Source organism: Ensifer sp. EB106-03-01-XG145 (assembly GCF_058792075.1).
The window spans coordinates 843,729-864,495 of sequence record NZ_JBYTEC010000001.1 but is presented as its reverse complement, the minus strand read 5'-3'; the positions used below and the strand labels follow the sequence as shown (position 1 = coordinate 864,495).

General features: G+C 62.7%; 14 protein-coding genes and 1 pseudogene. 7 read left to right on the top strand and 8 right to left on the bottom strand.

What is annotated here, in order from left to right:
- Positions 1-96: 96 nt before the first annotated feature.
- Entirely contained in the window at positions 97-1,530 is a 1,434-nt protein-coding gene (locus tag AC3WWH_RS04165; protein ID WP_057250752.1) for an FAD-binding oxidoreductase, read from the top strand.
- Positions 1,531-1,600: 70 nt separating this feature from the next.
- Here the strand turns inward: AC3WWH_RS04165 and AC3WWH_RS04160 are convergent, their stop codons facing one another.
- Positions 1,601-4,075, bottom strand: a complete 2,475-nt coding sequence (locus AC3WWH_RS04160; RefSeq protein ID WP_058320402.1) for a DUF1217 domain-containing protein — start codon at positions 4,073-4,075, stop codon at positions 1,601-1,603.
- Positions 4,076-4,409: 334 nt separating this feature from the next.
- On the opposite strand from AC3WWH_RS04160, the gene AC3WWH_RS04155 reads away from it, so the two are divergent.
- Complete coding sequence (locus tag AC3WWH_RS04155) at positions 4,410-4,976, top strand: DUF6101 family protein (RefSeq protein ID WP_057250756.1); 567 nt, start codon at positions 4,410-4,412, stop codon at positions 4,974-4,976.
- A 513-nt stretch (positions 4,977-5,489) separates the two neighbouring features.
- Here AC3WWH_RS04155 and ubiA read toward each other — a convergent pair.
- From ubiA to AC3WWH_RS04140, 3 genes are all read right to left on the bottom strand, one after another.
- Positions 5,490-6,449 carry a 4-hydroxybenzoate octaprenyltransferase gene (gene ubiA, locus AC3WWH_RS04150; protein WP_058320403.1) on the bottom strand — a complete coding sequence of 320 codons (960 nt, stop codon included), beginning with the start codon at positions 6,447-6,449 and terminating at the stop codon, positions 5,490-5,492.
- Between the two features lie 70 nt (positions 6,450-6,519).
- Entirely contained in the window at positions 6,520-7,326 is an 807-nt protein-coding gene (locus AC3WWH_RS04145; protein ID WP_058320404.1) for a MipA/OmpV family protein, read from the bottom strand.
- A 172-nt stretch (positions 7,327-7,498) separates the two neighbouring features.
- Positions 7,499-8,314: an AraC family transcriptional regulator gene (locus AC3WWH_RS04140; protein WP_058320405.1), complete on the bottom strand. Its 816-nt coding sequence runs from the start codon at positions 8,312-8,314 to the stop codon at positions 7,499-7,501.
- 109 nt (positions 8,315-8,423) lie between these two features.
- Here AC3WWH_RS04140 and AC3WWH_RS04135 point away from each other — a divergent pair, with 109 nt between their 5' ends.
- From AC3WWH_RS04135 to AC3WWH_RS04115, 5 genes are all read left to right on the top strand, one after another.
- Positions 8,424-9,620 (top strand): MFS transporter, encoded by a 1,197-nt coding sequence (locus tag AC3WWH_RS04135; protein ID WP_058320406.1) that lies wholly within the window; start codon positions 8,424-8,426, stop codon positions 9,618-9,620.
- A gap of 172 nt (positions 9,621-9,792) precedes the next feature.
- Positions 9,793-10,833 carry a polyamine ABC transporter substrate-binding protein gene (locus AC3WWH_RS04130; protein ID WP_058320407.1) on the top strand — a complete coding sequence of 347 codons (1,041 nt, stop codon included), beginning with the start codon at positions 9,793-9,795 and terminating at the stop codon, positions 10,831-10,833.
- A complete protein-coding gene (locus AC3WWH_RS04125) occupies positions 10,830-13,199 on the top strand; it encodes a putative bifunctional diguanylate cyclase/phosphodiesterase (RefSeq protein ID WP_058320408.1) in 2,370 nt (789 codons plus the stop codon). Before AC3WWH_RS04130 ends, AC3WWH_RS04125 begins: the two co-directional genes overlap by 4 nt.
- A gap of 106 nt (positions 13,200-13,305) precedes the next feature.
- Positions 13,306-14,577: a phosphoribosylamine--glycine ligase gene (gene purD / locus AC3WWH_RS04120; RefSeq protein WP_058320409.1), complete on the top strand. Its 1,272-nt coding sequence runs from the start codon at positions 13,306-13,308 to the stop codon at positions 14,575-14,577.
- A 107-nt stretch (positions 14,578-14,684) separates the two neighbouring features.
- Positions 14,685-15,212, top strand: a complete 528-nt coding sequence (locus AC3WWH_RS04115) for a plant virulence effector HPE1-like domain-containing protein (RefSeq protein ID WP_058320410.1) — start codon at positions 14,685-14,687, stop codon at positions 15,210-15,212.
- A 115-nt stretch (positions 15,213-15,327) separates the two neighbouring features.
- Here AC3WWH_RS04115 and AC3WWH_RS04110 read toward each other — a convergent pair whose 3' ends face one another.
- The 4 genes and pseudogenes from AC3WWH_RS04110 to AC3WWH_RS04095 form a co-directional block, all read right to left on the bottom strand.
- The gene (locus tag AC3WWH_RS04110; RefSeq protein WP_058320411.1) at positions 15,328-15,831 is read right to left on the bottom strand and encodes a 2-thiouracil desulfurase family protein; all 504 of its coding nucleotides are present in this window, start codon (positions 15,829-15,831) and stop codon (positions 15,328-15,330) included.
- A gap of 135 nt (positions 15,832-15,966) precedes the next feature.
- Positions 15,967-16,335 (bottom strand): annotated as a pseudogene (locus AC3WWH_RS04105) (cupin domain-containing protein); the annotation flags it as partial.
- A gap of 118 nt (positions 16,336-16,453) precedes the next feature.
- The gene (gene glyS, locus AC3WWH_RS04100; RefSeq protein WP_113398721.1) at positions 16,454-18,619 is read right to left on the bottom strand and encodes a glycine--tRNA ligase subunit beta; all 2,166 of its coding nucleotides are present in this window, start codon (positions 18,617-18,619) and stop codon (positions 16,454-16,456) included.
- A gap of 112 nt (positions 18,620-18,731) precedes the next feature.
- The gene (locus AC3WWH_RS04095) at positions 18,732-20,672 is read right to left on the bottom strand and encodes a DUF2207 domain-containing protein (protein WP_058320533.1); all 1,941 of its coding nucleotides are present in this window, start codon (positions 20,670-20,672) and stop codon (positions 18,732-18,734) included.
- Between the last annotated feature and the right edge of the window lie 95 nt (positions 20,673-20,767).

Below are 20,767 nucleotides of genomic sequence, written 5' to 3'. Positions count from 1 at the left end.
GATTGCGGTTATGATCGCAGCCGATAGGAACCGAGGATCGTGTCTTCAGATCGACCGATCCGATAGCGCGCTCAAGCGCAGTGCGAAGGCAGACTCATGACGACCCTTCCCTCTCCTGAACTCATCGCCTCCTTCGTCGAGATCGTCGGCAGCGCCAATGCGCTCACCGCCGAAGCGGACAAGGCGCGCTATCTCGTCGAATCCCGCGGGCTCTTTCGCGGCACGACGCCGATGGTGCTTCGCCCCGGTTCGGTCGACGAAGTCTCTCGCATCATGAAACTCGCCAGCGCGACCCGCACCGCGATCGTACCGCAGGGCGGCAACACCGGCCACGTGGCCGGACAGATCCCGCGGGAAGGCAAAGCGGACATCGTGCTTTCGCTCGAACGGCTGAACCGGATTCGCGACGTGGATCCGGTCGGCAACGTGATCGTCGCGGACGCCGGATGCATTCTCGCCGACATCCAGAAGGCAGCGGACGATCACAATCGCCTGTTCCCGCTGTCGCTCGGATCGGAAGGCTCCGCGCGTATCGGCGGCAATCTCTCCACCAATGCCGGCGGCACGGCGGTGCTCGCCTATGGCAACATGCGCCAGCTCTGCCTCGGCCTCGAGGTCGTGTTGCCAACCGGCGAAATTTGGGACGGGCTGCGCCGGCTGAAGAAGGACAATACCGGCTACGACCTGCGCGACCTCTTCATCGGCGCCGAGGGCACGCTCGGCGTCATCACCGGCGCGGTGCTCAAGCTATTCCCGAAACCGCTTGGACATCAGGTAGCCTTCGCCGGTGTCGGCAGTGTGGAGCATGCGCTCGCTCTCTTCGAAAAGGCCGCCAGCCTTTGCGGGCCGGCGCTGACCGGCTTCGAGCTGATGCCGCGCCTCGGCGTCGAATTCACGACGAAACATATTCCCGGCGTTCGCGACCCGATGGACACCGTCCATCCTTGGTACGCGCTGATCGACATCTCGACCTCGGATTCGGCCGAAAGCGCCGAGCGCATGGTCAACGACCTCCTGGAACAGGGCTTTGCCGCCGGTCTCGTCGAAAACGCCGTGATCGCCGCCAACGAGACGCAAGGCAAGGCGCTGTGGCATATGCGCGAAAGCATGTCGCCGGCGCAGAAACCCGAGGGCGGCTCGATCAAGCACGACGTCTCAGTGCCCGTTTCCAGCATTCCTGCCTTTATGAAGGAGGCGGACGCCGCCGTCATGAAGGCGATCCCAGGCGCGCGCATCTGCTCTTTCGGCCACATGGGCGACGGCAACATCCACTACAACATTTCGCAGCCGGTCGGCGCCGACAAGCAGGCCTTCCTCGATCGCTGGCGCGAGATCAACGCGATCGTGCACGGTATCGTTCTGAGATATAACGGCTCGATCTCGGCCGAACACGGCATAGGCCAGCTGAAGCGCGACGAGCTCGCAGAAATCCGCGCACCGATCGAGATCGAGCTGATGCAACGGATCAAGCACGCCTTCGATCCGGCGGGCATCATGAACCCTGACAAGGTGCTGCGCGCCGACCGGTGAAGCGGGCAGTCTTCTGCGGCAGGCTTAAGCACCTGCCGCAAAGGGCTCGCTGCACTTTACGCAACCTGACTCAGCGACCGCCTGCGCGCAACTGCGAGAGAGACAGGAGCGTCTCGGCGCTGACGCCGCCTCCGCCGCTACCGCTGAGGATCGCCAGCCCCGGTGATACGTCCGTGTTGTTTTCGACGTCATAAAGTGCCGTGAACCGCTGCAGGAGCTTCTCGAGCTTCCCGGGATCCTGCAGATCCTTGATGTTGACGACGCGCTCGATATAGGCGGCCTGCGCCTCGATCTTGGCGTTCTGCAGCCCCTCCGGCATGCTGTAGGCCGTCTTGATAACCTGGAACAGGGCGGTCTCGGCCAGGATGTCGTAAGCCGTGTTGATCTCCGGGGCCTTGCGCTTGAAATAGAGCGCCAGGCGAACGCCGCCGTTGTCGGCGCCTTCGGACTCCTCGAGCGACTGATTGAGATAGAGGTCGACCGTGGTGATCAATCCGCGCCGGGTCTGGATCTGGCCGGCCTCGCCCCGGACGATCTTGCCGTCTGTGTCGAAGTTGAAGGAGGCGACGATCCCGCGGTACTTCAGCCCGTTCGGATCGGTATTGATGAAGCTCTTGGGATCGTCCAGGTTGGACGTGAACATGTCCTTGAGGTATTCGGTCTTGACCGTTCCCGGATCGATGCCGGACCCGACGAGCACGAAATCGACCAGCCGCCGGTTCGCCAGGAAGGCGTCGAGCGTCTCGATCTTCTCGATCTCGGCCGTGTAGTACTTGGCTTCCTCCTGCGCCTTGACCTTGGCGACCTTCTTCTCTTCATCCGTGCCGAACCGGGACTTGGCGATCACATAGGCCTTGGCCGTATTCATGATGTCGGCTTCGCTCTGCGCCAACTTTGGTGCGCCGAGCGTGCCGTCCGGATTGAAGTTGAATGCCTTTACCAGCTTGACGTAGCGCTCATCGCGCAGCGTGTTGGCATAGCTTCTGGGATCGTTGAGGTCGCTGGTCAGAATCCGCTTCAGCGTTCGGCTGCTCAGATCCTCATTATCGAGGCCGAAGGCGCGCAGCATGAATTTCTTCATGTCATTGTTGGCGAGCAACTCGTCGACCGATTTCATCGTGCCGATCAGGAGTTTGAAGCGTTTGACCAGCGCTTCGTCCTCGGCATCACTCTTGTCGTTGTAGCGCACCATGTAGCCGTCGGACGTCGTCTTCATCTGGTCCGCATCCTGCGCGGTCTTGCCGGCTGGCAGCGTACCGTCAGTCTGGAGGTTGAAGGCGGCAAGCATCTTCTTGTAGGCGGCGTTGTATTCGCCGCCATATTTGTTGACGTAGCTCTCCGGGTCGTTGATGTCGCTGGTGAGGATGTTTTCGACCGTAGAGGGCATCGTCGTCGCGGACGGCAAGCCGAAGGCGGTGATGATGTAGTTGAGCAGGCGGTTATCGGCGATCAGGTCCGAGACCTTGGTAATGCTGCCGATCTTCTGTTCGTAGTATTCCTTGTTGAGCAGCGCCCCGGCGCCGGTCAATCGTGCAGCGCCCGACGGTGTGACGCCGGGCCGCAGGAAGACATAGGCCTCGTTGAGCAGCGCCTTCTTTTCGTCGCTGATCGCCTTCTCACCGGCAGGCACGCTGCCGTCGGCATTGAAATTGAATGTCGAGGCGAGCTGGATATAGATATCGAGACTGCTGATCTGCCTGGCAAGCGTGTTCACCTCCAGGGAGAGCTGCGTCTTCAGCGCCGGCGCCTGGTCGCGCGGCGGCAGCCGTGCATCGAGGTCGGTGACGATTGCGTTCTGCTCATCGATCTTCGTCTGGATGGCAGGCTTGTCGGCATCGGGCGCCGCGGCCAGTTGGGCTGTCAGGCTGACGATCTGGGCGAGAGCGGTGTCGCGCGCGCCGAGATCCGTCAGCTGCTTGCTCGCTTCGGTCAACCGCGTCTTGGCTGCCGTCTGGTTGGCGGTCAAGGTCGCGGGATCGCTGGTCAACGCATTGCGAACTTCCGTGTACGAAAAGGTCTTCGGGTTCAGTCCGAACACGGTGAAGGCAAAGGAGCGCAGCTTTTCGTTGCCCAGGAACTGGTCGACATCGGTGACCAGATCCATGGCCGCGCCAAAATAGGCCATCTCTTGCCGCATGACTGTATCGAGATCGTTGATGCGGTCGTTGTAGAGGCCGATCAGCGCATCCTGCTGTGCGCTGGTTTGAGCCACCGCGGTTGCCGAACTGAAGTTGAAGGCCTGCGCAAAATTGCGGTAGCGTTCATCCGTGAGACGGTTGGCAAAACTGTTATCGTCCTTCAGGTCACTTTCCAGAACCTTGCGCATGAAGGCCTTGGCATAGGTCATGTCCTCCAGGCCATGCGCCTTCATCGCGTAGGAGTAGAGCCGGTAGTCGTCGAGGAACGCGTCGACGGTTTTCACGCGGTCGATGTTTTCCCGGTAATATTGGGCCTCGCGCGCGATCTGCGGCTGCTGGGCAACACGATTGAGGCTGCTGCGCAAATCACGCGTGATGCGACTATAGTCGAGATAGGTCGATACCATGCCTGGCCCCGTCGGTTACCCATGGGGCGGCCGAACCAACCCCGAAACAGAATTCTGACGCGTCATGATTGCAGCACTGGCTTGTGTGTGGCTTTTGGCCGGCCGCCGACAGGCCGCTTGTTGCGTCCGATCGGAACAAGACCGTCCGACCCGTTGACGAAACAGAAACCCTGAGCGGTCGGCTTTTGCTAACCATCGAAAAACGCAAAGTTTTCTTAACCGCGATTCTTAAGCCGTTCGGAAAGGGGGGCGCCTATTCTCAGCCCATAGAGGACGAAAAAGTCCCGACGAGAAGACCGGAAACGGCTCTCAAGGAAAAACAAGGGCGATTGAAATGCGCAACACACTCTCTCAACCCGCATGGGTCGAAAACACGCTCCGTCTTGATCCGAAGCGCTTTCCACAGCAGGCAAGCTACGCCTTGCGCGGTCACACGGGTAATGTCACGATCAGCCTGGACGAGCGTGGCGCAGTTCTGCGCAAGGTGCTACCATCGAGCGGCCTGCCGCTTTCGATCGCACTGCCGGCGCGGGCATTCAAAGGGGTCGCGGCTCGCGCGATCGATCACGGCGACGGAGACGTTACAGTGACGCTGGAACTTCATCACGACGACCCGGACCTCTGCGTTCCGCTGCTCGTCGCACACGACCTGTCCGACATCGCGGCCGACTGGCGCGCCTGGGCGGAGGCCTATCGCATTCCCATGCTGATGGTCGAAGCGGATGGCGTCGCAAGGCCCCTCGAAGAGCATCTCGGCGACGTGCGCACCGCGCCGGTCAAGCCGCGGCGCCGCCACTCCTTCTTCGCCGAGCGCCGGCCGCGTTTCCTCGTGCGCCGTTCCACCGGCACGCTTGGCGTTCACATGAAGATCGACGGGCGCGAGATCATCGCCCGCAGCTAATTCCGCAGCAGTACCTCCAGCGCAACAGCCGGCCGTTCCCTGCGGCCGGCTGTTGTCGTTTGATCTCCGCGCTGCCGATTTTGGGGCTGCCGATTTTGGGATGCCGTTGCGGACGGCAAGCCATTTCACAGGTTTTCTGGGATTGCTCGAGATGTTCCCACGGAAACAGCTCCGCCGCCTTCTTCGTGCCATATCGGGTTCATAGCCAAGATCACGAAAGAAGGAGAAACCCGATGCGCAAGCATATCGCCGCCGCCGTTGCTGTCATCCTGTCCAGCTTCCGTGCGCGTCACGAGGCGAAGGAGCGCAAGGCCGCCCGCGAGATCAGCTGGGCCTGAAGCTTTTGCGGCCCGCCACTACAGCGCCGCGCGTCTTTTCAGACGCGCAAAGGTCGCTGTAGCAATTTCAGGGCTGCATGTTTTTATCCTTAAACCGACTAGGATTTAAGGAAACATGCAGAAGCGGGACGGACCGAATGCATGAAGAGGATCCTCCGCCGCGACGGAGGATTTTTCATATCAGGCGAATAAGAAACGCCAGCACCAGGCCGACAAAGATGATCAGGCCCACGACCCCATTGAACTTGAACAGCGCCAGGCACTGTGCCGGATCGTGGATGTTCAACACCAGGATCTGATAGGTCAGCATCGCCGCGGCAATCAGAAGTCCGATATAGGCAATGGTGCCGGCACCGGCAGCCACGAAGGACAGCAGCAACAGCAGCGTCGCGATGCCATAAAGGCCGATCAGCCACGGTCGCGGATTTTCGCCGAACCGCCTTGCCGTCGAACGCACGCCGATCAGCTCGTCGTCCTCTCTGTCCTGGTAGGCGTAGATCGTGTCATAGCCGATCGTCCAGGCAATGGCCGCACCGTAGAGCAGCACGGCTGCCAGCGACAGCGTGCCGAACGCGGCTGCCCAACCCATCAGCGCGCCCCAGGAGAAGGCGAGGCCCAGGAAGAATTGCGGCCAATCGGTAAACCGCTTGGCGAAGGGATAGATCGCCACGATCGCGAGCGACAGAATGCCGAGCACGATCGAGAAAGTATTGAACTGCAGCAGTACGACAAGGCCGACGAGCGCCTGCAGCACCATGAACACCTTCGCCTGAAGACGCGAAACGCGTCCCGACGGCAGCGGCCGCGAGCGGGTGCGCGCAACCTCCATATCGATGTCGTGGTCGACGATGTCGTTGTAGGTGCACCCGGCGCCGCGCATGGCAATCGCGCCGGCGGTGAACAGGAAGCAATGATACAGGAAGCGGCCGAACGAGAATTCTTCGGTGCCCGCCGCTGCGCCCGTCGCCAGCGCCACGGACCAGAGGCAGGGCAACAGCAGCAATTGCCAGCCGATCGGACGATCCCAACGGGCAAGCTGCGCATAGGGCCAGAGCGCACGCGGCAGCACGCGATAAACCCAGTTGTTGGAGGGCGCGTCGTGGACGCGGCCGGAATCGGCGGAGAACGTGTTCATCCCCCTGTTTGACGCCGCCCGTCCGGCCGGTCAAGCGGCGAGATCGTCGCGGCGCCGGACCAGCGCAATGTCAGGGAAGGGTGAAGTCGAAGCGGTAGGTCGCCGACAGACCGACCAGGACCTGGTTGCGGCTGCCACGCTCTTGAACGAGGCTGGAATCGGCGGCAGGGCCAAGCAGGCGCCGATACTCGGCATAGGCACTCGTCTCAAGCTTCTCCGTTGCCTGCCAGGTGATCGCGGCGCCGACGCCGGCGGATCCGACGCCGCCATGCGGATAATACGTGGCGAGGCCGGATGCGGCAGACTCGCGGTCGTTCACGCCATAATAGGCGCCGTAGTAGTCGCTGGTCGCAGCGGTCAGGCGCGGGCCGCCGGAGATGCGGACATTGCTGCTGACATCGGTGAAGGCGTCGGCCGCGACGTCTGCGACGACGCCGTGGTGGCTGCGAATGCCCTGGCGGACTTCGGCGCGCACCCGCAGCCAGTCCGTCGGATAGACCTCCGCAAAGCCGCCGACTTCACCGCCGAACTTGATCGGATCGAGGCCCTTCAGGTCGCTGGAGGTGCTGGCGTCGCGCTCGAAGATCAGCTTGCCGACGAGACCGGCACGGAAACTTCCCTGGTCGACGAGCGCATAGGACATGTTGTCGTTGCGCGAGGAGAAGCGGACCGAGCTGCCGGCCTTGCCGAGCGAGATCAGGGGCGCGGCCTGGAACATGCGCTTCGAGGCGCCTTCATACTTCGGGCCGAGGAAGCCGGTGGCACCGACCTTCAGATACCAGTCACCGGACCAGAAATACTGGCCGTCAGCGGCAGAGGCGGCGTTGGCCGACAGCAAAAGGGTTCCAGAAAGGAGGACGAGAGAACGGATACGCAAGAAACAACTCCGGAAGAATCATTCGCCGGGGCGAAGTTTGACCGTGCCGTTGCGCCGAGGGAGGGAGGTGGGCAGGAACGACACGAGGGCGGTTTATTGCGGCTTGTTCCTACGATTCCGTTAACCAGGTCAATTCAACCTTCCTTTGCCATACCCGGTTGGCGAACCCCGGTCACTGGCCAAGATAGGTCTTGAGATAGACGCTCGGCGGGCTGCCGAGCATGCGGCGAAACATGGTGGTGAAGGCCGCGACATTCTCATAGCCGGCATCAAGGGCCACATTGGTGATTGGCTCGCCATCGGCAAGGAGCGGCAAGGAAGCGAAGATACAGGCCTGTTGGCGCCAGGTGACAAAGCTAACGCCCGTCTCCTTGCGGAAGAACCGCGTGAATGATCGCCGGCTGAGGCGCATGCGATCCGCCCACTGGTCGATGCTCGCTGCCGCCGATGGCGCCTGCAGGAACTGTCGGCACAGCGCCGCGAGCTTCTCGTCGCGCGGAAACGGCAGGCCGAGCGGGCGTTCCTGCAGTCGGCCGATTTCTTCCAGAAGCAGATCCGTGACCAGTTGTTCGCGCCGCGCCGACATCGTCTCGTTCTCGACGCTGACGAGCGCATCGACAAGGCTGCCGGCGAGCGGATTGATTTCCATGACCATCGGCCGTTCGGCGCGCAGCAGTTCCGGCGCGAAGTAGATCGAGTGCATGCGCACGTCACTGATCATCTCGGCCGAGTGCTCCATACCGGCCGGGATCAGCAGGGCATGGCCGGGCGGAACCATCCACCGCCCGCGCTCGGTGCGCATCAGCACGACGCCGCCGCGCGCCCACCAGAGCTGCGTGCGCGTATGGCTGTGGAAGGGAACCAGAAGACCGGCGCTATAGTCTCGTCCGAGCGCCAGCACCGGGGCGTTTCCCGTCTCGACCCAATCGAGGTTCCGGAAGTGATCGTCATCGGGAAGCTGCGGCAAGGGATATCGGCGGATCGGCATTTGGCCCACTCACGAAAGAAATCGACCAGATCACAAAAGCAGGCCAATCGCAACCTCAGTACAGATAGCCCTTGCCGCATACAACCTTCGAGACGGCAAGGAATCACCCATGTCTACCGTGACCTCAACTTCCGGGATCTCGCCGGAAAAGACGGCCTTCTCCGTCATCCTGGCCGTCAGCTTCTGCCATATGCTGAACGACATCATGCAGTCGCTGCTGACCGCGCTCTATCCGCTGCTCAAGGCGAACTATTCGCTCGATTTCGTGCAGATCGGCCTCTTGACCTTTACCTTCCAGCTGACGGCGTCGATGCTGCAGCCGGCCGTCGGCATCATCACCGACCGCTGGGCGCTGCCCTATTCGCTGCCGCTCGCCATGCTTTCGACCTGCAGCGGCCTGATCCTGCTCGCGAATGCGCATGATTTCTGGGTCCTGCTGGTGGCCGCGAGCCTGATCGGCATCGGCTCGGCGATCTTCCATCCGGAATCGTCGCGCATCGCCCGCCTCGCCTCCGGCGGTCGCCACGGATTGGCGCAATCGCTCTTCCAGGTGGGTGGCAATGCCGGCAGTGCCATGGGTCCGCTGCTTGCCGCCTTCATCGTCATTCCCTTCGGCCAGGGAAGCCTCAGCTGGTTCTCGATCGTCGCGATCATCGGCTTCTTCGTGCTCTCCTGGGTCAGCACCTGGTATGTGCGCCATCGCCGCACCACGATGAGCCGGCCGGCACCGAGCCGTGCCCTTCCGCTGCCGAAGGGGCGGGTCATGTGGGCGGTTGCCGTGCTCGTGCTCCTGACCGCCACCAAGAACGTCTACATGGCGAGCATCTCCAGCTACTTCACCTTCTTCGTCATCGAGAAGTTCGGCATCGACGTGCAGCAGGCGCAGCTCATGCTGTTCCTGTTCCTCGGCGCGGCCGCGGCCGGAACCTTCCTCGGCGGTCCGATCGGCGACCGTTACGGCGCCCGCTTCGTCATCTGGTTCTCGATCCTTGGCGTCATCCCCTTCGCCTTGCTGCTGCCCTATGCGAACCTCTTCTGGACCGGCGTCCTGTCGATCATCATCGGCCTGATCTTCTCCTCGGCCTTCTCGGCGATCGTCGTCTTCGCCCAGGAGCTGGTGCCGGGCCGAGTGGGGCTGATCGCCGGCGTCTTCTTCGGTTTCGCCTTCGGCTTCGGCGGCATGGGCGCGGCCGTGCTCGGCATCTTTGCCGACCGGCAGGGCATCGAGTTCGTCTACACCATCTGCTCCTATCTGCCGCTGCTTGGCATCCTCACGATCCTGCTGCCGAAGATTCCCGCGCGATAGGCTCTTCGCGCCGAAATCGCTTCCGTTTTCACCGGGCGCCGCCATGCGGCGCCCGGTTTTCGTCTTGCGCCACAAGCAGCACTCGACACCCATCCCCCGTCGCAGCCCTACGTAATCATTCATCAATTTTTGCGCGCTACGGTCGCCTGACGGGCTTGGGCAGGGGTATAGAATGCAGGGGCGAACGGCGATTCCGGCCTTTCTGGGGACGTTGCTATTTGCAACGGCGGCATCGGCCGAGACCCTGAACCTGCTGATCTGGGAATCCTACATCGACCAGAAGATCCTTGATCGCTGGACGTCGATAACCGGCGTCGCGGTGCACCAGGTCTATTACGATAGCGGCGACACCCGCGACGAGGTGCTGGCCGATCCGAACAGCCGCGTCGACCTGGTGGTAACCGGCGAAAACAGCGCCGCCCTCTTCGGTCGCAAGGGCGTGCTCGAAAAGCTCGACGAGACCAACGTCGCCTCGCTCCGGGACTATGACGAAAGCTGGCGCAAGCGCTGCTCGGGCCGCGGCCTGCCCTATCTCTGGGGCACGATGGGCATCCTCTACCGATCGGACGTCGTTCCGGAGGCGCCGGCCTCCTGGCAGGACCTCATGCGCCCAGCCCCGGCACTCGCGAAGCATGTCGCCATGTACGACGACCACAACGAGGCCTTCGTCGCGCCTCTGATGTTGCTCGGCCAATCGATCAACACCAACGATAGCGCGACGCTGAAAGCGGCATTCGGCCTGATGAAGGAACAGGCGCCCTCGGTGCTCACCTACGAATATATCATCAGCTCGATCCAGAACCCGACGGTCAGCAAGGACATCTATATGGCGCTGGGCTATAGCGGCGACCAGCACGTGCTGAACGACAAGGCAGGTACGCCCGGCGTCTGGCGCTACGCCGTTCCCAAGGAGGGCACGCTTTCCTGGCTCGATTGCATGTCGGTCGTCGCCAAATCGCCGAACAAGGATCGGGCGCTCGCTCTGCTCGACTATCTCGGTTCGCCCGGAAGCGCTGCCGCGAACGCGCTGGCGCTCAACATGCCGACGGCAAGCCAGGCAGCCTATGCGCTCCTGCCGGAAGAAGTCCGCGCCGACCCCGCCATCTACCCCTCACCCGACATCCTGGCCAAGAGCCAGTATCAACAGGAACTGTCCACAGAGTCGGTGCAATTGCGCCGGCGCATCATCAGCACATTGGCGAACTTCCAGTGAATCTCGGCAAACGCGCGCTCATCCTGATCTTCCCCGTCGTTCTCGCTGGCTACCTACTGGCGGCAGTCTCGGTCCACGTCACGCAGAGCCGCTCCATCCGCGCGCTCGAACACGCCAAACTGTCGCAGCGCCTGGAACATGCGGCCGCCGTGTTCCAGAACGAGATCGGCCGCAGCAAGGGCTTCCTCAATGCGCTCTTGAACGGCAACTCGCTGCGCCAGTATGTGTCCGAAACGGATGAGAACTACCGCGCCAATGCGCTTGGTGTCAGGCTGCAGGAAAGCATCAAATCACTCCTGGACGACCCGACGGGCTACGTGTCGCTGGCGCTGCTGACTTCCGATCTGAAGACGGACTACTATTTCGAAAACAGCTGGGACCCCTTCGCCCAGATCGACGAGGCCCAGCTCAACCTCGCCCGCCGCTTGATCCGCGAAGACACGCTCGCCGACTGGACCTATCTTTACGAAGCGGGACAAAGACCACGCATCGTTTATTCCTTCTTCCTCGATCCGGTCGCCTTCACCCGGCCGCTGCCGAGCAAGAAATCGAGCGCTCTGCTCGTCCAGGTCGCGATCCAGCCGGACCGCTTCCTCGACATGCAGCAGGCACTGAAGAAGGAATACGGCTCCGACATCGTGCTCCAGCCCTGGCCGCTGGCGATTACCGAAGACCTTTCGGCAAGCGTTCATCTCGGGCCCTCGCTCTATGCGACGCTCACGGTTTCGAGCGAACATTTCGATGCGCTGTTGGCCAGGCAGAAGATCCTGCTGGCGCTCGGCGCCGTGGCGATGAGCCTGTTCTCGATCTGGCTGATCATCATGCTGATCCGCCGCTTCATTACCGACCCGATCGCAAGCCTCGACGCCAACGTGATGGCGGTGATGGTGGGCGCGCGCGACGAGATCCGCGACATGGAGGAGAAAGGCGAGATCGGGCGGCTGACGGAAAATATCCGCGAATTGCATCGGCAGTCGGTGCAATCGCTGAAACTCGTGCAACGCAGTTCCTGGACCGACACCCTTACCGGCATCAGCAACCGCGGCCATTTCAACGCGCTTGCCGCCGGCGCCGTGCGCGAGGCAATCGCCGCCGGCGAGAAGTGCAGCCTGCTGTTTATCGACATCGACAACTTCAAGTTCGTCAATGACAAGCACGGCCACGAGATCGGCGACGAGCTCCTGAAGACGCTGGCCGTCCGCATCGGCGAGCGTGTCGATGCCATTACCAAGCGGCGCGGCCAGAAGCCGGCCATTCTTGCCCGCCTCTCCGGCGACGAATTCGCCGTTTTCGTGCGATCGCGACCCGGCGACGGAACGGTCCGGGAAATCTCGGCCGCCATTCTGGGATTGTTCGAGGACGGCTTCGAAGTCTCCGACAAACGCTACCCGGTGACCGCAAGCATCGGCGCGGCGATCTGCCCGGACGATGCGACCAACCTTGCCGAGCTGATTTCGAATGCCGATGCCGCGATGTATCAGGCGAAGACCAGCGGCAAGAATCGTTCGGCCCGTTTCTCGCGCGCGCTTCACGATAAGCGCACGCGGCTGCGCCAGATCCAGGACGAGCTGCGCGCGCTCGATCCGGACGAACAGTTCCATCTCGTCTACATGCCGATGGTCGACACCGAAGGCCGCGTCACCGGCTGCGAAGCGCTGCTGCGCTGGTACTCGCCGGTCCTCGGCAATGTTACCCCGGATGAATTCGTGCCGATCGCCGAAAGCTCCGGTCTCTTCACCAAGATCGACTGGTGGGTGATCAACAAGGCGATGTCCGATTGCCGGCAGCTCAAGGCGCTGTTCGGCCCGGAAACGGTGCTGGCAATCAACATCTCCTCGGCCGAACTGCACTCCAAGGCGATTGCCGACCATTTCTCTGACTGCCTGGAGCGACATGGGCTGGAGGCGCGTTCGATCGAGATCGAGCTCACCGAAACCTTCGCCGTCAAGTTCAGCGACCAGCTTCGCCGCAACATCGACGCCCTGCGCCAGAATGGCTTCCGCCTTTCGATCGACGATTTCGGCGCCGGCTACACGTCCGTGCAGCAGATCATCGAATACACGGCCGATACTATCAAGCTCGACCGGGCGCTGGTCTCGAACCTCACCGCGTCGCAGTCGCTGCCGGTGCTCAAGGCGCTCATCGCGCTCTGCCACGCCAAGGACGTCGCCGTCGTCGGCGAAGGCATCGACACGCCAGAGAAGCTCTCGATGCTGACTGCAGCCGGTTGCGATCTGTTCCAGGGCTATCTCATCAGCAAGCCGCTGCCGATTGAAGATCTCGGCATCTGGGCGCTGACGCGCACCGCCCGCTACGCGCACGACGAAGGGCTGGATGACGTACAAACTCGGCAGGCCATCGCCTGAACGGTGGCGATTGCGGGAATCGCTGCCCGGACTCCCGTTTTCCCTTGACCTTGCCGCCCTGCCGTCCTAACCGCAGCGCAGCAATTTCGGGATATCGGGGGCTGCAATGAAGGTTCTTCTCATCGGATCGGGTGGGCGCGAGCACGCCCTTGCATGGAAGATTGCGCAGTCTCCCAAACTGACGAAGCTCTACGCGGCACCGGGCAATCCCGGCATCGCCGAAGAAGCCGTCATCGTCGCGCTCGACACGGACGATCATGCGGCCGTCACCGATTTCTGCCGCAAGGAAGCGATCGATTTCGTCGTGGTCGGTCCTGAGGGCCCGTTGGTCGCCGGCCTCGCCGACGTCCTGCGCGTAGCCGGCATCGCCGTCTTCGGCCCGTCTGCCGCCGCCGCCCAGCTCGAAGGCTCCAAGGGCTTCACCAAGGATCTTTGCGCCCGCTATGACATTCCGACCGGCGCCTATGGCCGCTTCACCGATGCCGAAAGCGCCAAGGCCTATGTGCGCGAACAGGGTGCGCCCATCGTGATCAAGGCCGATGGCCTGGCAGCCGGCAAGGGTGTCACCGTCGCCATGTCGCTCGATGAGGCGCTCGCTGCCGTCGACGATTGTTTTGCCGGCGCCTTTGGTGCTGCCGGCGCCGAAGTGGTGGTCGAGGCCTATCTCGACGGCGAAGAAGCAAGCTTCTTCTGCTTGTGCGACGGCAAGACCGCGCTGGCACTCGCCTCCGCGCAGGACCACAAGCGCGTCGGCGACGGCGATACCGGGCCGAATACCGGCGGCATGGGCGCCTACTCGCCCGCCCCGGTCATGACCACGGAAATGATCGAACGGACGATGAAGGAGATCATCGAGCCGACGATGCGCGGCATGGCGGAAAGCGGCCATCCCTTCTCCGGCGTCTTCTTTGCCGGGCTGATGATCACCGCCAAGGGCCCGGAACTCATCGAATACAATGTCCGCTTCGGCGACCCGGAATGCCAGGTGCTGATGATGCGGATGAAGAGCGATCTGCTGCCTCTACTCTATGCCGCGGCGACCGGCACGCTCGCCGGCATGGTGGCCGATTGGCGCGAGGAGACGGCGCTGACCGTCGTGATGGCCTCCAAGGGCTATCCTGGCAGCTACGCCAAGAACACGCCGATCACCGCCCTGCCCGTGGCCTCGGCCACCACCAAGGTGTTCCACGCTGGCACAGCGATGAAGGATGGCGCCCTGGTCGCGACCGGTGGCCGCGTGCTCAACATCACCGCAACAGGCGCAAATGCAGGCACGGCCAAGGACAGAGCCTATGCGGCGGTCTCGGCCGTTTCCTGGGACAACGGCTTCTACCGGCACGATATCGGCTGGCGTGCGGTTGCACGCGAGAAAGCGTGATCCGGAGCGGAACTCATTTCCGGATCATTCTATTTTTACCAATTCTCCTGACGGGAAAGTAAGGGAGTGCGCATATTCTCGCCGCTAACAATTGCGGGAGAAAGCGTATGCGCCTGTTGCTGATTACCACCGTCCTCGGGCTTGCCGCCGGCAACGCAGAGGCGTCGTCGATCGAGGCGCTCGCGTCGGGCACGACCGACAACGCCAGTGTCGCCACCGTCTCCTGCGCCGCGTGCCCGCCGCTGCAGTCGAAGAAGAAGGTGACCTATGTGGTACCCACGATCGCTGCGGGCGACGAAACGGTCGAGCTCAAGAAAATCAACGGCGAGATGAAGATGGTGCGCACCGAAGCCTGGCTCGGTGGCTCCCCGGTCGTCTTCGTCAGCAAGCCTTCGCCGGAGATCATCAAGGCGGTTTCCACCGACAGTGATGCCTCCCCGACGGTCGTCGTCTCGACGAATGCGGACGACCAGAACCCGGTGGCGGACGACGCGAAGATGATCGCGATCGACCAGACCGCAAAGACCGCCGCGGTCACGCCGATCGGCGCCTCCATGGGCGGCACGGTTGCACCGCCAACCGAAGACGGCTCACAGCAATTTGATCCGTCCACCCTCGAACTTCGGCTAGACTGATCTCCTATCGGGAAAGTTCCCTGCCCCGCTCAGCTGTCCCCTGCATGCAAGGCTGACGGGCGTTTCGCTGCACAGCGAGAGATTGCGCCCCTGAGAGAAGCAGGGGCGCAATCTTTTATTGTGGGCCTTCCAATCCTTCGATCCGCGCGACCAGCGCCTCGATCTGCCTGTCCGAATAGACTTCGATGCCACTGCCGGCGAGCAATGCTGCCGTCACACCTTCGCCCGGATGGCGAGCGCCGGAAAAGCTGCCGTCATAGACGAAGCCGGATCCGCAGGACGGGCTGCCATCGATCAGCAGCGCAAAACGACAGCCGGTTTCCTTCGCCAGCGAAAGCGCGTTTTCGGCGGCCCGCACGAAGTCTTCGGTCACATCGCGGCCGTTGATCTCCACCACCCTCGCCTCGCCTTCGAGCACATCCTTGCCGACGGCGCCTGAAGCAATTTCCGCTGGCAGGCGCGGCACCGGCATGCCGGCAGACATTTCCGGACAGATGGTCACGAGACGGCCTTCGGCCCGCCAGCGATCGACCGCCGGATGAATGAGCGGTTTCGACTGACCGTCATAACGGACGGCATGGCCCATGAGACAGGCGCTGACGAGGATCTTTGCGGGCATATGCCTTCCTACTCCGAGGCGGGATGGTCATCAAGCGCGATCCCGACCCTACAGCGCCGCGCTGCATGAATTCGTCCTCAAATCGAGGTCGATTTGAGACATGCAGTGAGCAGCCACGCGCGTCAGATCCAGCGGATCGTTTTCCGCCGTGCGTTCGCCGCCCTCATGGCCGGTGTTGAGGGTGCCGCGCGGCTCGATCAGCAGCATCTTCACCTCGCGCTCCGCATAGGGCTTGTGCTCGACACCCTTCGGCACGACGTACATCTCTCCTGGCCCAAGCGTCACCGACCCGTCGTGGAAATCGATGCGCAGTGTACCTTCAAGCACGATGAACGCCTCGTCGGTATCCTTGTGATCATGCCAGATGAAGTCGCCCTCGATACGCACGATCTTGAACTGATAATCATTGAGTTCGGCAATGACGCGCGGCTGCCACTGATCCCTGAAGAGCGAGAGTTTTTCGGCGAAATTGATCGGCTTGTGGGTCCTCGTCGCGGTATCCATCGGCTGTCTCCATCTGCGTGATGGAGACAGGTTATAGGTCGCCTCACGGCGACCCGCTTGAACGTTTGTGCGGGAGCAACAGCGGATGCTTCCGGAGCCGGCAGCCGACCTTTTCGCCTTAGCCTGCGATCTTGGAGAAGTCCGCGACAGTGCCGGTTGCCGAACGGATCAGGCCAAGCAGCGCCAGCCGGTTCGCTCGGATCGCGGCATCGTCATCATTGACCAGCACGTCGTTGAAGAACTGATCGACCGGCTCGCGCAGCCTTGCCAGCGCTTCCATCGCCGAACGGAAGTCTTCCTTGGCGATCGCGTTGCGCGCTTCGCCCGAACCGGTTTCGACCGCCTGGTGCAGCGCCTTTTCGGCATCGAGACGAAAGAGGCCGGCATCGACGGCGTCGGCGACAGTCGTTCCCTTCTTCTCTTCGGCCGCGAGAATCTGCGTTGCACGCTTGGTGCCGGCCAGGAGGTTGCGGCCTTCCTCGTCGGTGATGAAGGCCGTCAGCGCCTCGACGCGGCGGGCAATCATCAGCAGGTCGTCCGAATCCGACGTCAGAACCGCGTCGATCAGGTCGTGACGGGCGCCGAGATCGCGCAGATAGACCTTGAGCCGGTCATGGAAGAAGGAGAGCAGATCGGCGGAAACGTCGCCTGCAAGCGCCGGCTTCTGTGCTCGGAGAGCAACGAGCGCGGCTTCGAAGGCCGGGAGCAACGCCAGGCGCGCCTTGCCTTCCAGGATCAGGCGGATAACGCCGAGTGCCGCGCGGCGCAGCGCATAAGGGTCCTTCGAGCCGGTCGGCTTTTCGTCGATCGCCCAGAAGCCGACGAGCGTGTCGAGCTTGTCGGCAAGCGCGACGGTCACCGCCACCGGATCGGTCGGCACGCGATCGGACGGGCCCTGAGGCTTGTAGTGATCCTCGAGCGCATCGGCGACCGACTGCTCTTCGCCTTGAAGCAGCGCGTATTTGTGACCCATGATGCCCTGAAGCTCGGGGAATTCACCGACCGCTTCGGTGCGCAGGTCCGCCTTGGCGAGCACCACGGCGCGGTCGACGAGCTTCTGATCCGCGCCGATCACCTTGGCGAGTTCAGCGGCCAGCGCCCGGATGCGGGCGACGCGTTCGCCCTGCGTGCCGAGCTTGGCGTGGAAGGTGACGTTCAGCGCGTCGAGCTTGGCCATGCGCTGGTCGAGCGGCTTCTTGAGATCGAGAGCGAACTTTTCCGCGGACGCTTCCAGCGTTTCGAGATCCGGCAGGTTGCCCTGGTCGCGGTGCCAGAAATGGGCGGCGTCCGAAAGGCGGGCGCGCACGACCTTGCCGTTGCCGTGCACGATCTCCTTGCCGCCGTCCTTCGCCTCGATGTTCGAAACGAGGATGAACTTGTTGGAGAGCGTTTCGGCGCCAGGTGCGCGGGTGACGAAGCACTTCTGGTTGGTCTTGATCGTCAGACGGATGATTTCCGAGGGGATTTCGAGGTAGGCGTCCTCGAAGCTGCCCATCAGCACCTGCGGCCATTCGACGAGGCCGGAGACCTCTTCCAGAAGACCTTCGTCTTCAACGAGCTCAAGCCCGTTGGCGAAAGCCACGTTGCGCGCATCGGCAAGGATCATCTCCTTGCGGCGTTCGCCGTCGAGAACGACCTTCGCCTTTTCGAGCTTTTCGGCGTAGTCGGCAAAGCGGCGAACCGTAATCGCTTCCGGTGCGTGGAAACGGTGACCATAGGTGACGTTCGAGGCGACGATGCCGTCGACTTCAAACGGGATCACATGCGTTTCCTCGGTTTCCGAGCCGAAGGTGCAGACGATCGACTGCAGCGGGCGGACCCAGCGAAGCGCACCGGGCTTTGCCGACGCCACGCCGGAGCGCATCGGCTTCGGCCAAGGGAAATTGCGGATGATGCCGGGCATCGCCTCGGCGATGATCTCTTCGGCCGGACGGCCCGGCTTGACGATGTGAGCGACATAGAAATCGCCCTTCTTCGGATCGCTGTGAACATGCGCCTCGCTGATCGAGGAGAGGCCGGCGCCACGCAGGAAGCCTTCGATCGCCTTCTCGTTGGCGTCGGTGCGCGGGCCCTTGCGCTCTTCGCGAATATCCGCGGAGCGGGCGTTGAGGCCACGGATATCGAGCGTCAGCCGGCGCGGCGTCCAATATTCGCGCGCACCCTCATAGGTCAGGCCCGCCTCCACCAGGGCATCGGTCAGCAGCTTCTTGAGGTCGCCGGCCGCCTTGCGCTGCAGGCGGGCAGGAATTTCCTCGGAGCGGAGTTCGATAAGAAGATCGGGCATGGGAGCGACTTTTTCTGTTCCTGACGGTTGCGGCGGACTTAGCAATCTCTGGCAACATTGTCACCAAGCGCCGCGATGATTTTGGCTTTCTATGCCCGAGCGCGCTGCGGATTCACCAACCACCACCGCCGCCACCGCCACCGCCGCCGCCGGAGAAGCCGCCGCCGGTCGAAAAGCCTGACGATGACGATTTGGGCGGGGGAGGCAGGGACGAGGTCATCGTGTCCGCCATCGAACCGGCAAATCCGCCGATACGGTCGCCGAAGGTGCTCGAGCCGAAGCCGTCGCCGTGATACCAGCTCGGTTGATAGGCGGCCGCCGCCGCCGCTCCCGCCGCGGCGGCGAGCAGCCATCGATCGAAGGTCTCTGTCCACGGTTTCTCGACGCCGAGCGCTACCGCATAGGGCAGAAGCGTCTCGAAATGCCGGGGCGACATTTCAGGCGCGCCCTGCATGTTCATCCGGTCCTTTTCGGCGAGCGTCATGTACTGCCTAAGCCCGTCGATACCATCCATCATCCGCGTGCCGAGCGGCGTCGGCGCACCCATCAGGAAGAAGAACAACACGTTGACGAGGACGATGGCGCCGATCACGAACAACAGCGGCAACTCATCGGTTTCGGCTGCCGAGTAGGAGACGGCTGCGAGGATCGCCGAGAAGATCGTGAAGGCCACGAAGCCGATGAAGGCGACCACCACGATCGACATGATCCGGCTCATCAGGCTCTTCTCACGGCGCAGCGACTTGCCGAATGAGACGGCGAGGATCGACACGAAGAAGGCGATGAAGACGGGAACGATTACCAGCGGCAGGCTGTCTTCGCTGAGATCGCCGAAGAGGAAGACCGCCGCGACCGCCAGGACCGACAGGACGACCCCGGCGACGATGTAGCCGCTGTTCGCCAGGTAGTACTTGCCGCGATGCTCGCGCTCCATGGCATTGCGAAAATCCGCACCGGTCGCCTGCACTCGTGTGCCATGAGCGCGATCGATCGTGAGCGTGCCGCCGGCCGCATTGACCGCCTTCATGACGGCCGCTTCGCCGGTCGGCAGTTTTTCGTTGCTTCCCTTGCCGGTGGCGGCGATGACGATGGCGTTCTTGAGATCTTCGAGAACCACGTGGCCCTTGACCGCGAGGTTGAGTGCTGCCGCCGACAGTGCGGTCCAGCCTTCGCCGGAAAAACCCTTGTTGTCGATGTAGTTGACCAGCGCCGGCGAGATGCCTTCCGGCGGATCCCAGCGCGGCACCATGACGCCGCGGTCCGGGTCACGCCCGACCCGCAACCAGGCCTGGCTGTAATAGATGAGGACGAGGACAAGCCCGGCACCGGCGATGACAAGCGCGAGGTGGTCACGCAGCCACCAGGCGTTCTCCTGGCTGGAGGACGGCCTGATGATGCTGCCCTTCGGCATCTTGATGGCGATCGTCAGCCCTTCGCGCGGATCGAGACGGCGGGTGGTGGCGAAAAAGATCTCGCTGCCGTCCCGCGAGGCTCGGGCGTCCTTGCCGGTCGCGCCGTAGCCGCCGGTGAAGAAATCGAGTGCTTCCGCCCTGACGCCTTCCGGCAGGGTCACCGTGGCGCTCGCCTCGTCGATCGGGAAATCCCACTCCGTGCCGGTCGCGTTCCAGTAGAGTTCGTCGTGATCGTCGAAGAAACGGATCTGCCGGCCGGTCTCATAGGTGAACTGGAAGGTGTGCTCACCCGGCTCGAGAAACACCTCGGCCGATCCGGTGTAGATACGGATGCCGCCGCTGATCGATTCGGTACGGTAGGGCTCCTCCTCGCCGTCGCGCTCGACCGACAGCAGCTCGAAGTCGACCTTGCTGCGCTTGCCCTTCGCGTCGGTGAAGGTCAAAGGCAGGTCGCGATAGATGCCGCGGCGGATCTTGTTGCCTTCGACCGTCGCCGTGATCGTCTCGGTGACGGTCATCGTGCCGTCCTTGGCGACATCGATGACGGAGCGGTAGGCGGAGAAGACCTCCTCCGCCCGCCCGATGCCCGCCGTCGCCAGCAAAAGAACCAGAACGGCGAATGCGGCAGCGAGGCGGGCCATGCGGATCAAGCTTTCTTCCGGTTGAGGGTCAAGTTCCGGTGGGGGTCAAGGCGCGGCGATTTGATAAGTTAGAGCGGGATGCGGGCGGAAAACCC

What these genes read in the sequence shown, in the direction of transcription:
- AC3WWH_RS04165 (WP_057250752.1), top strand. Translation starts at nt 97, where the DNA reads ATGACGACCCTTCCCTCTCCTGAACTCATCGCCTCCTTCGTCGAGATC.
- AC3WWH_RS04160 (WP_058320402.1), bottom strand. Translation starts at nt 4,075, where the DNA reads ATGGTATCGACCTATCTCGACTATAGTCGCATCACGCGTGATTTGCGC.
- AC3WWH_RS04155 (WP_057250756.1), top strand. Translation starts at nt 4,410, where the DNA reads ATGCGCAACACACTCTCTCAACCCGCATGGGTCGAAAACACGCTCCGT.
- ubiA (WP_058320403.1), bottom strand. Translation starts at nt 6,449, where the DNA reads ATGAACACGTTCTCCGCCGATTCCGGCCGCGTCCACGACGCGCCCTCC.
- AC3WWH_RS04140 (WP_058320405.1), bottom strand. Translation starts at nt 8,314, where the DNA reads ATGCCGATCCGCCGATATCCCTTGCCGCAGCTTCCCGATGACGATCAC.
- AC3WWH_RS04135 (WP_058320406.1), top strand. Translation starts at nt 8,424, where the DNA reads ATGTCTACCGTGACCTCAACTTCCGGGATCTCGCCGGAAAAGACGGCC.
- AC3WWH_RS04130 (WP_058320407.1), top strand. Translation starts at nt 9,793, where the DNA reads ATGCAGGGGCGAACGGCGATTCCGGCCTTTCTGGGGACGTTGCTATTT.
- purD (WP_058320409.1), top strand. Translation starts at nt 13,306, where the DNA reads ATGAAGGTTCTTCTCATCGGATCGGGTGGGCGCGAGCACGCCCTTGCA.
- AC3WWH_RS04115 (WP_058320410.1), top strand. Translation starts at nt 14,685, where the DNA reads ATGCGCCTGTTGCTGATTACCACCGTCCTCGGGCTTGCCGCCGGCAAC.
- AC3WWH_RS04110 (WP_058320411.1), bottom strand. Translation starts at nt 15,831, where the DNA reads ATGCCCGCAAAGATCCTCGTCAGCGCCTGTCTCATGGGCCATGCCGTC.
- glyS (WP_113398721.1), bottom strand. Translation starts at nt 18,619, where the DNA reads ATGCCCGATCTTCTTATCGAACTCCGCTCCGAGGAAATTCCTGCCCGC.
- AC3WWH_RS04095 (WP_058320533.1), bottom strand. Translation starts at nt 20,672, where the DNA reads ATGGCCCGCCTCGCTGCCGCATTCGCCGTTCTGGTTCTTTTGCTGGCG.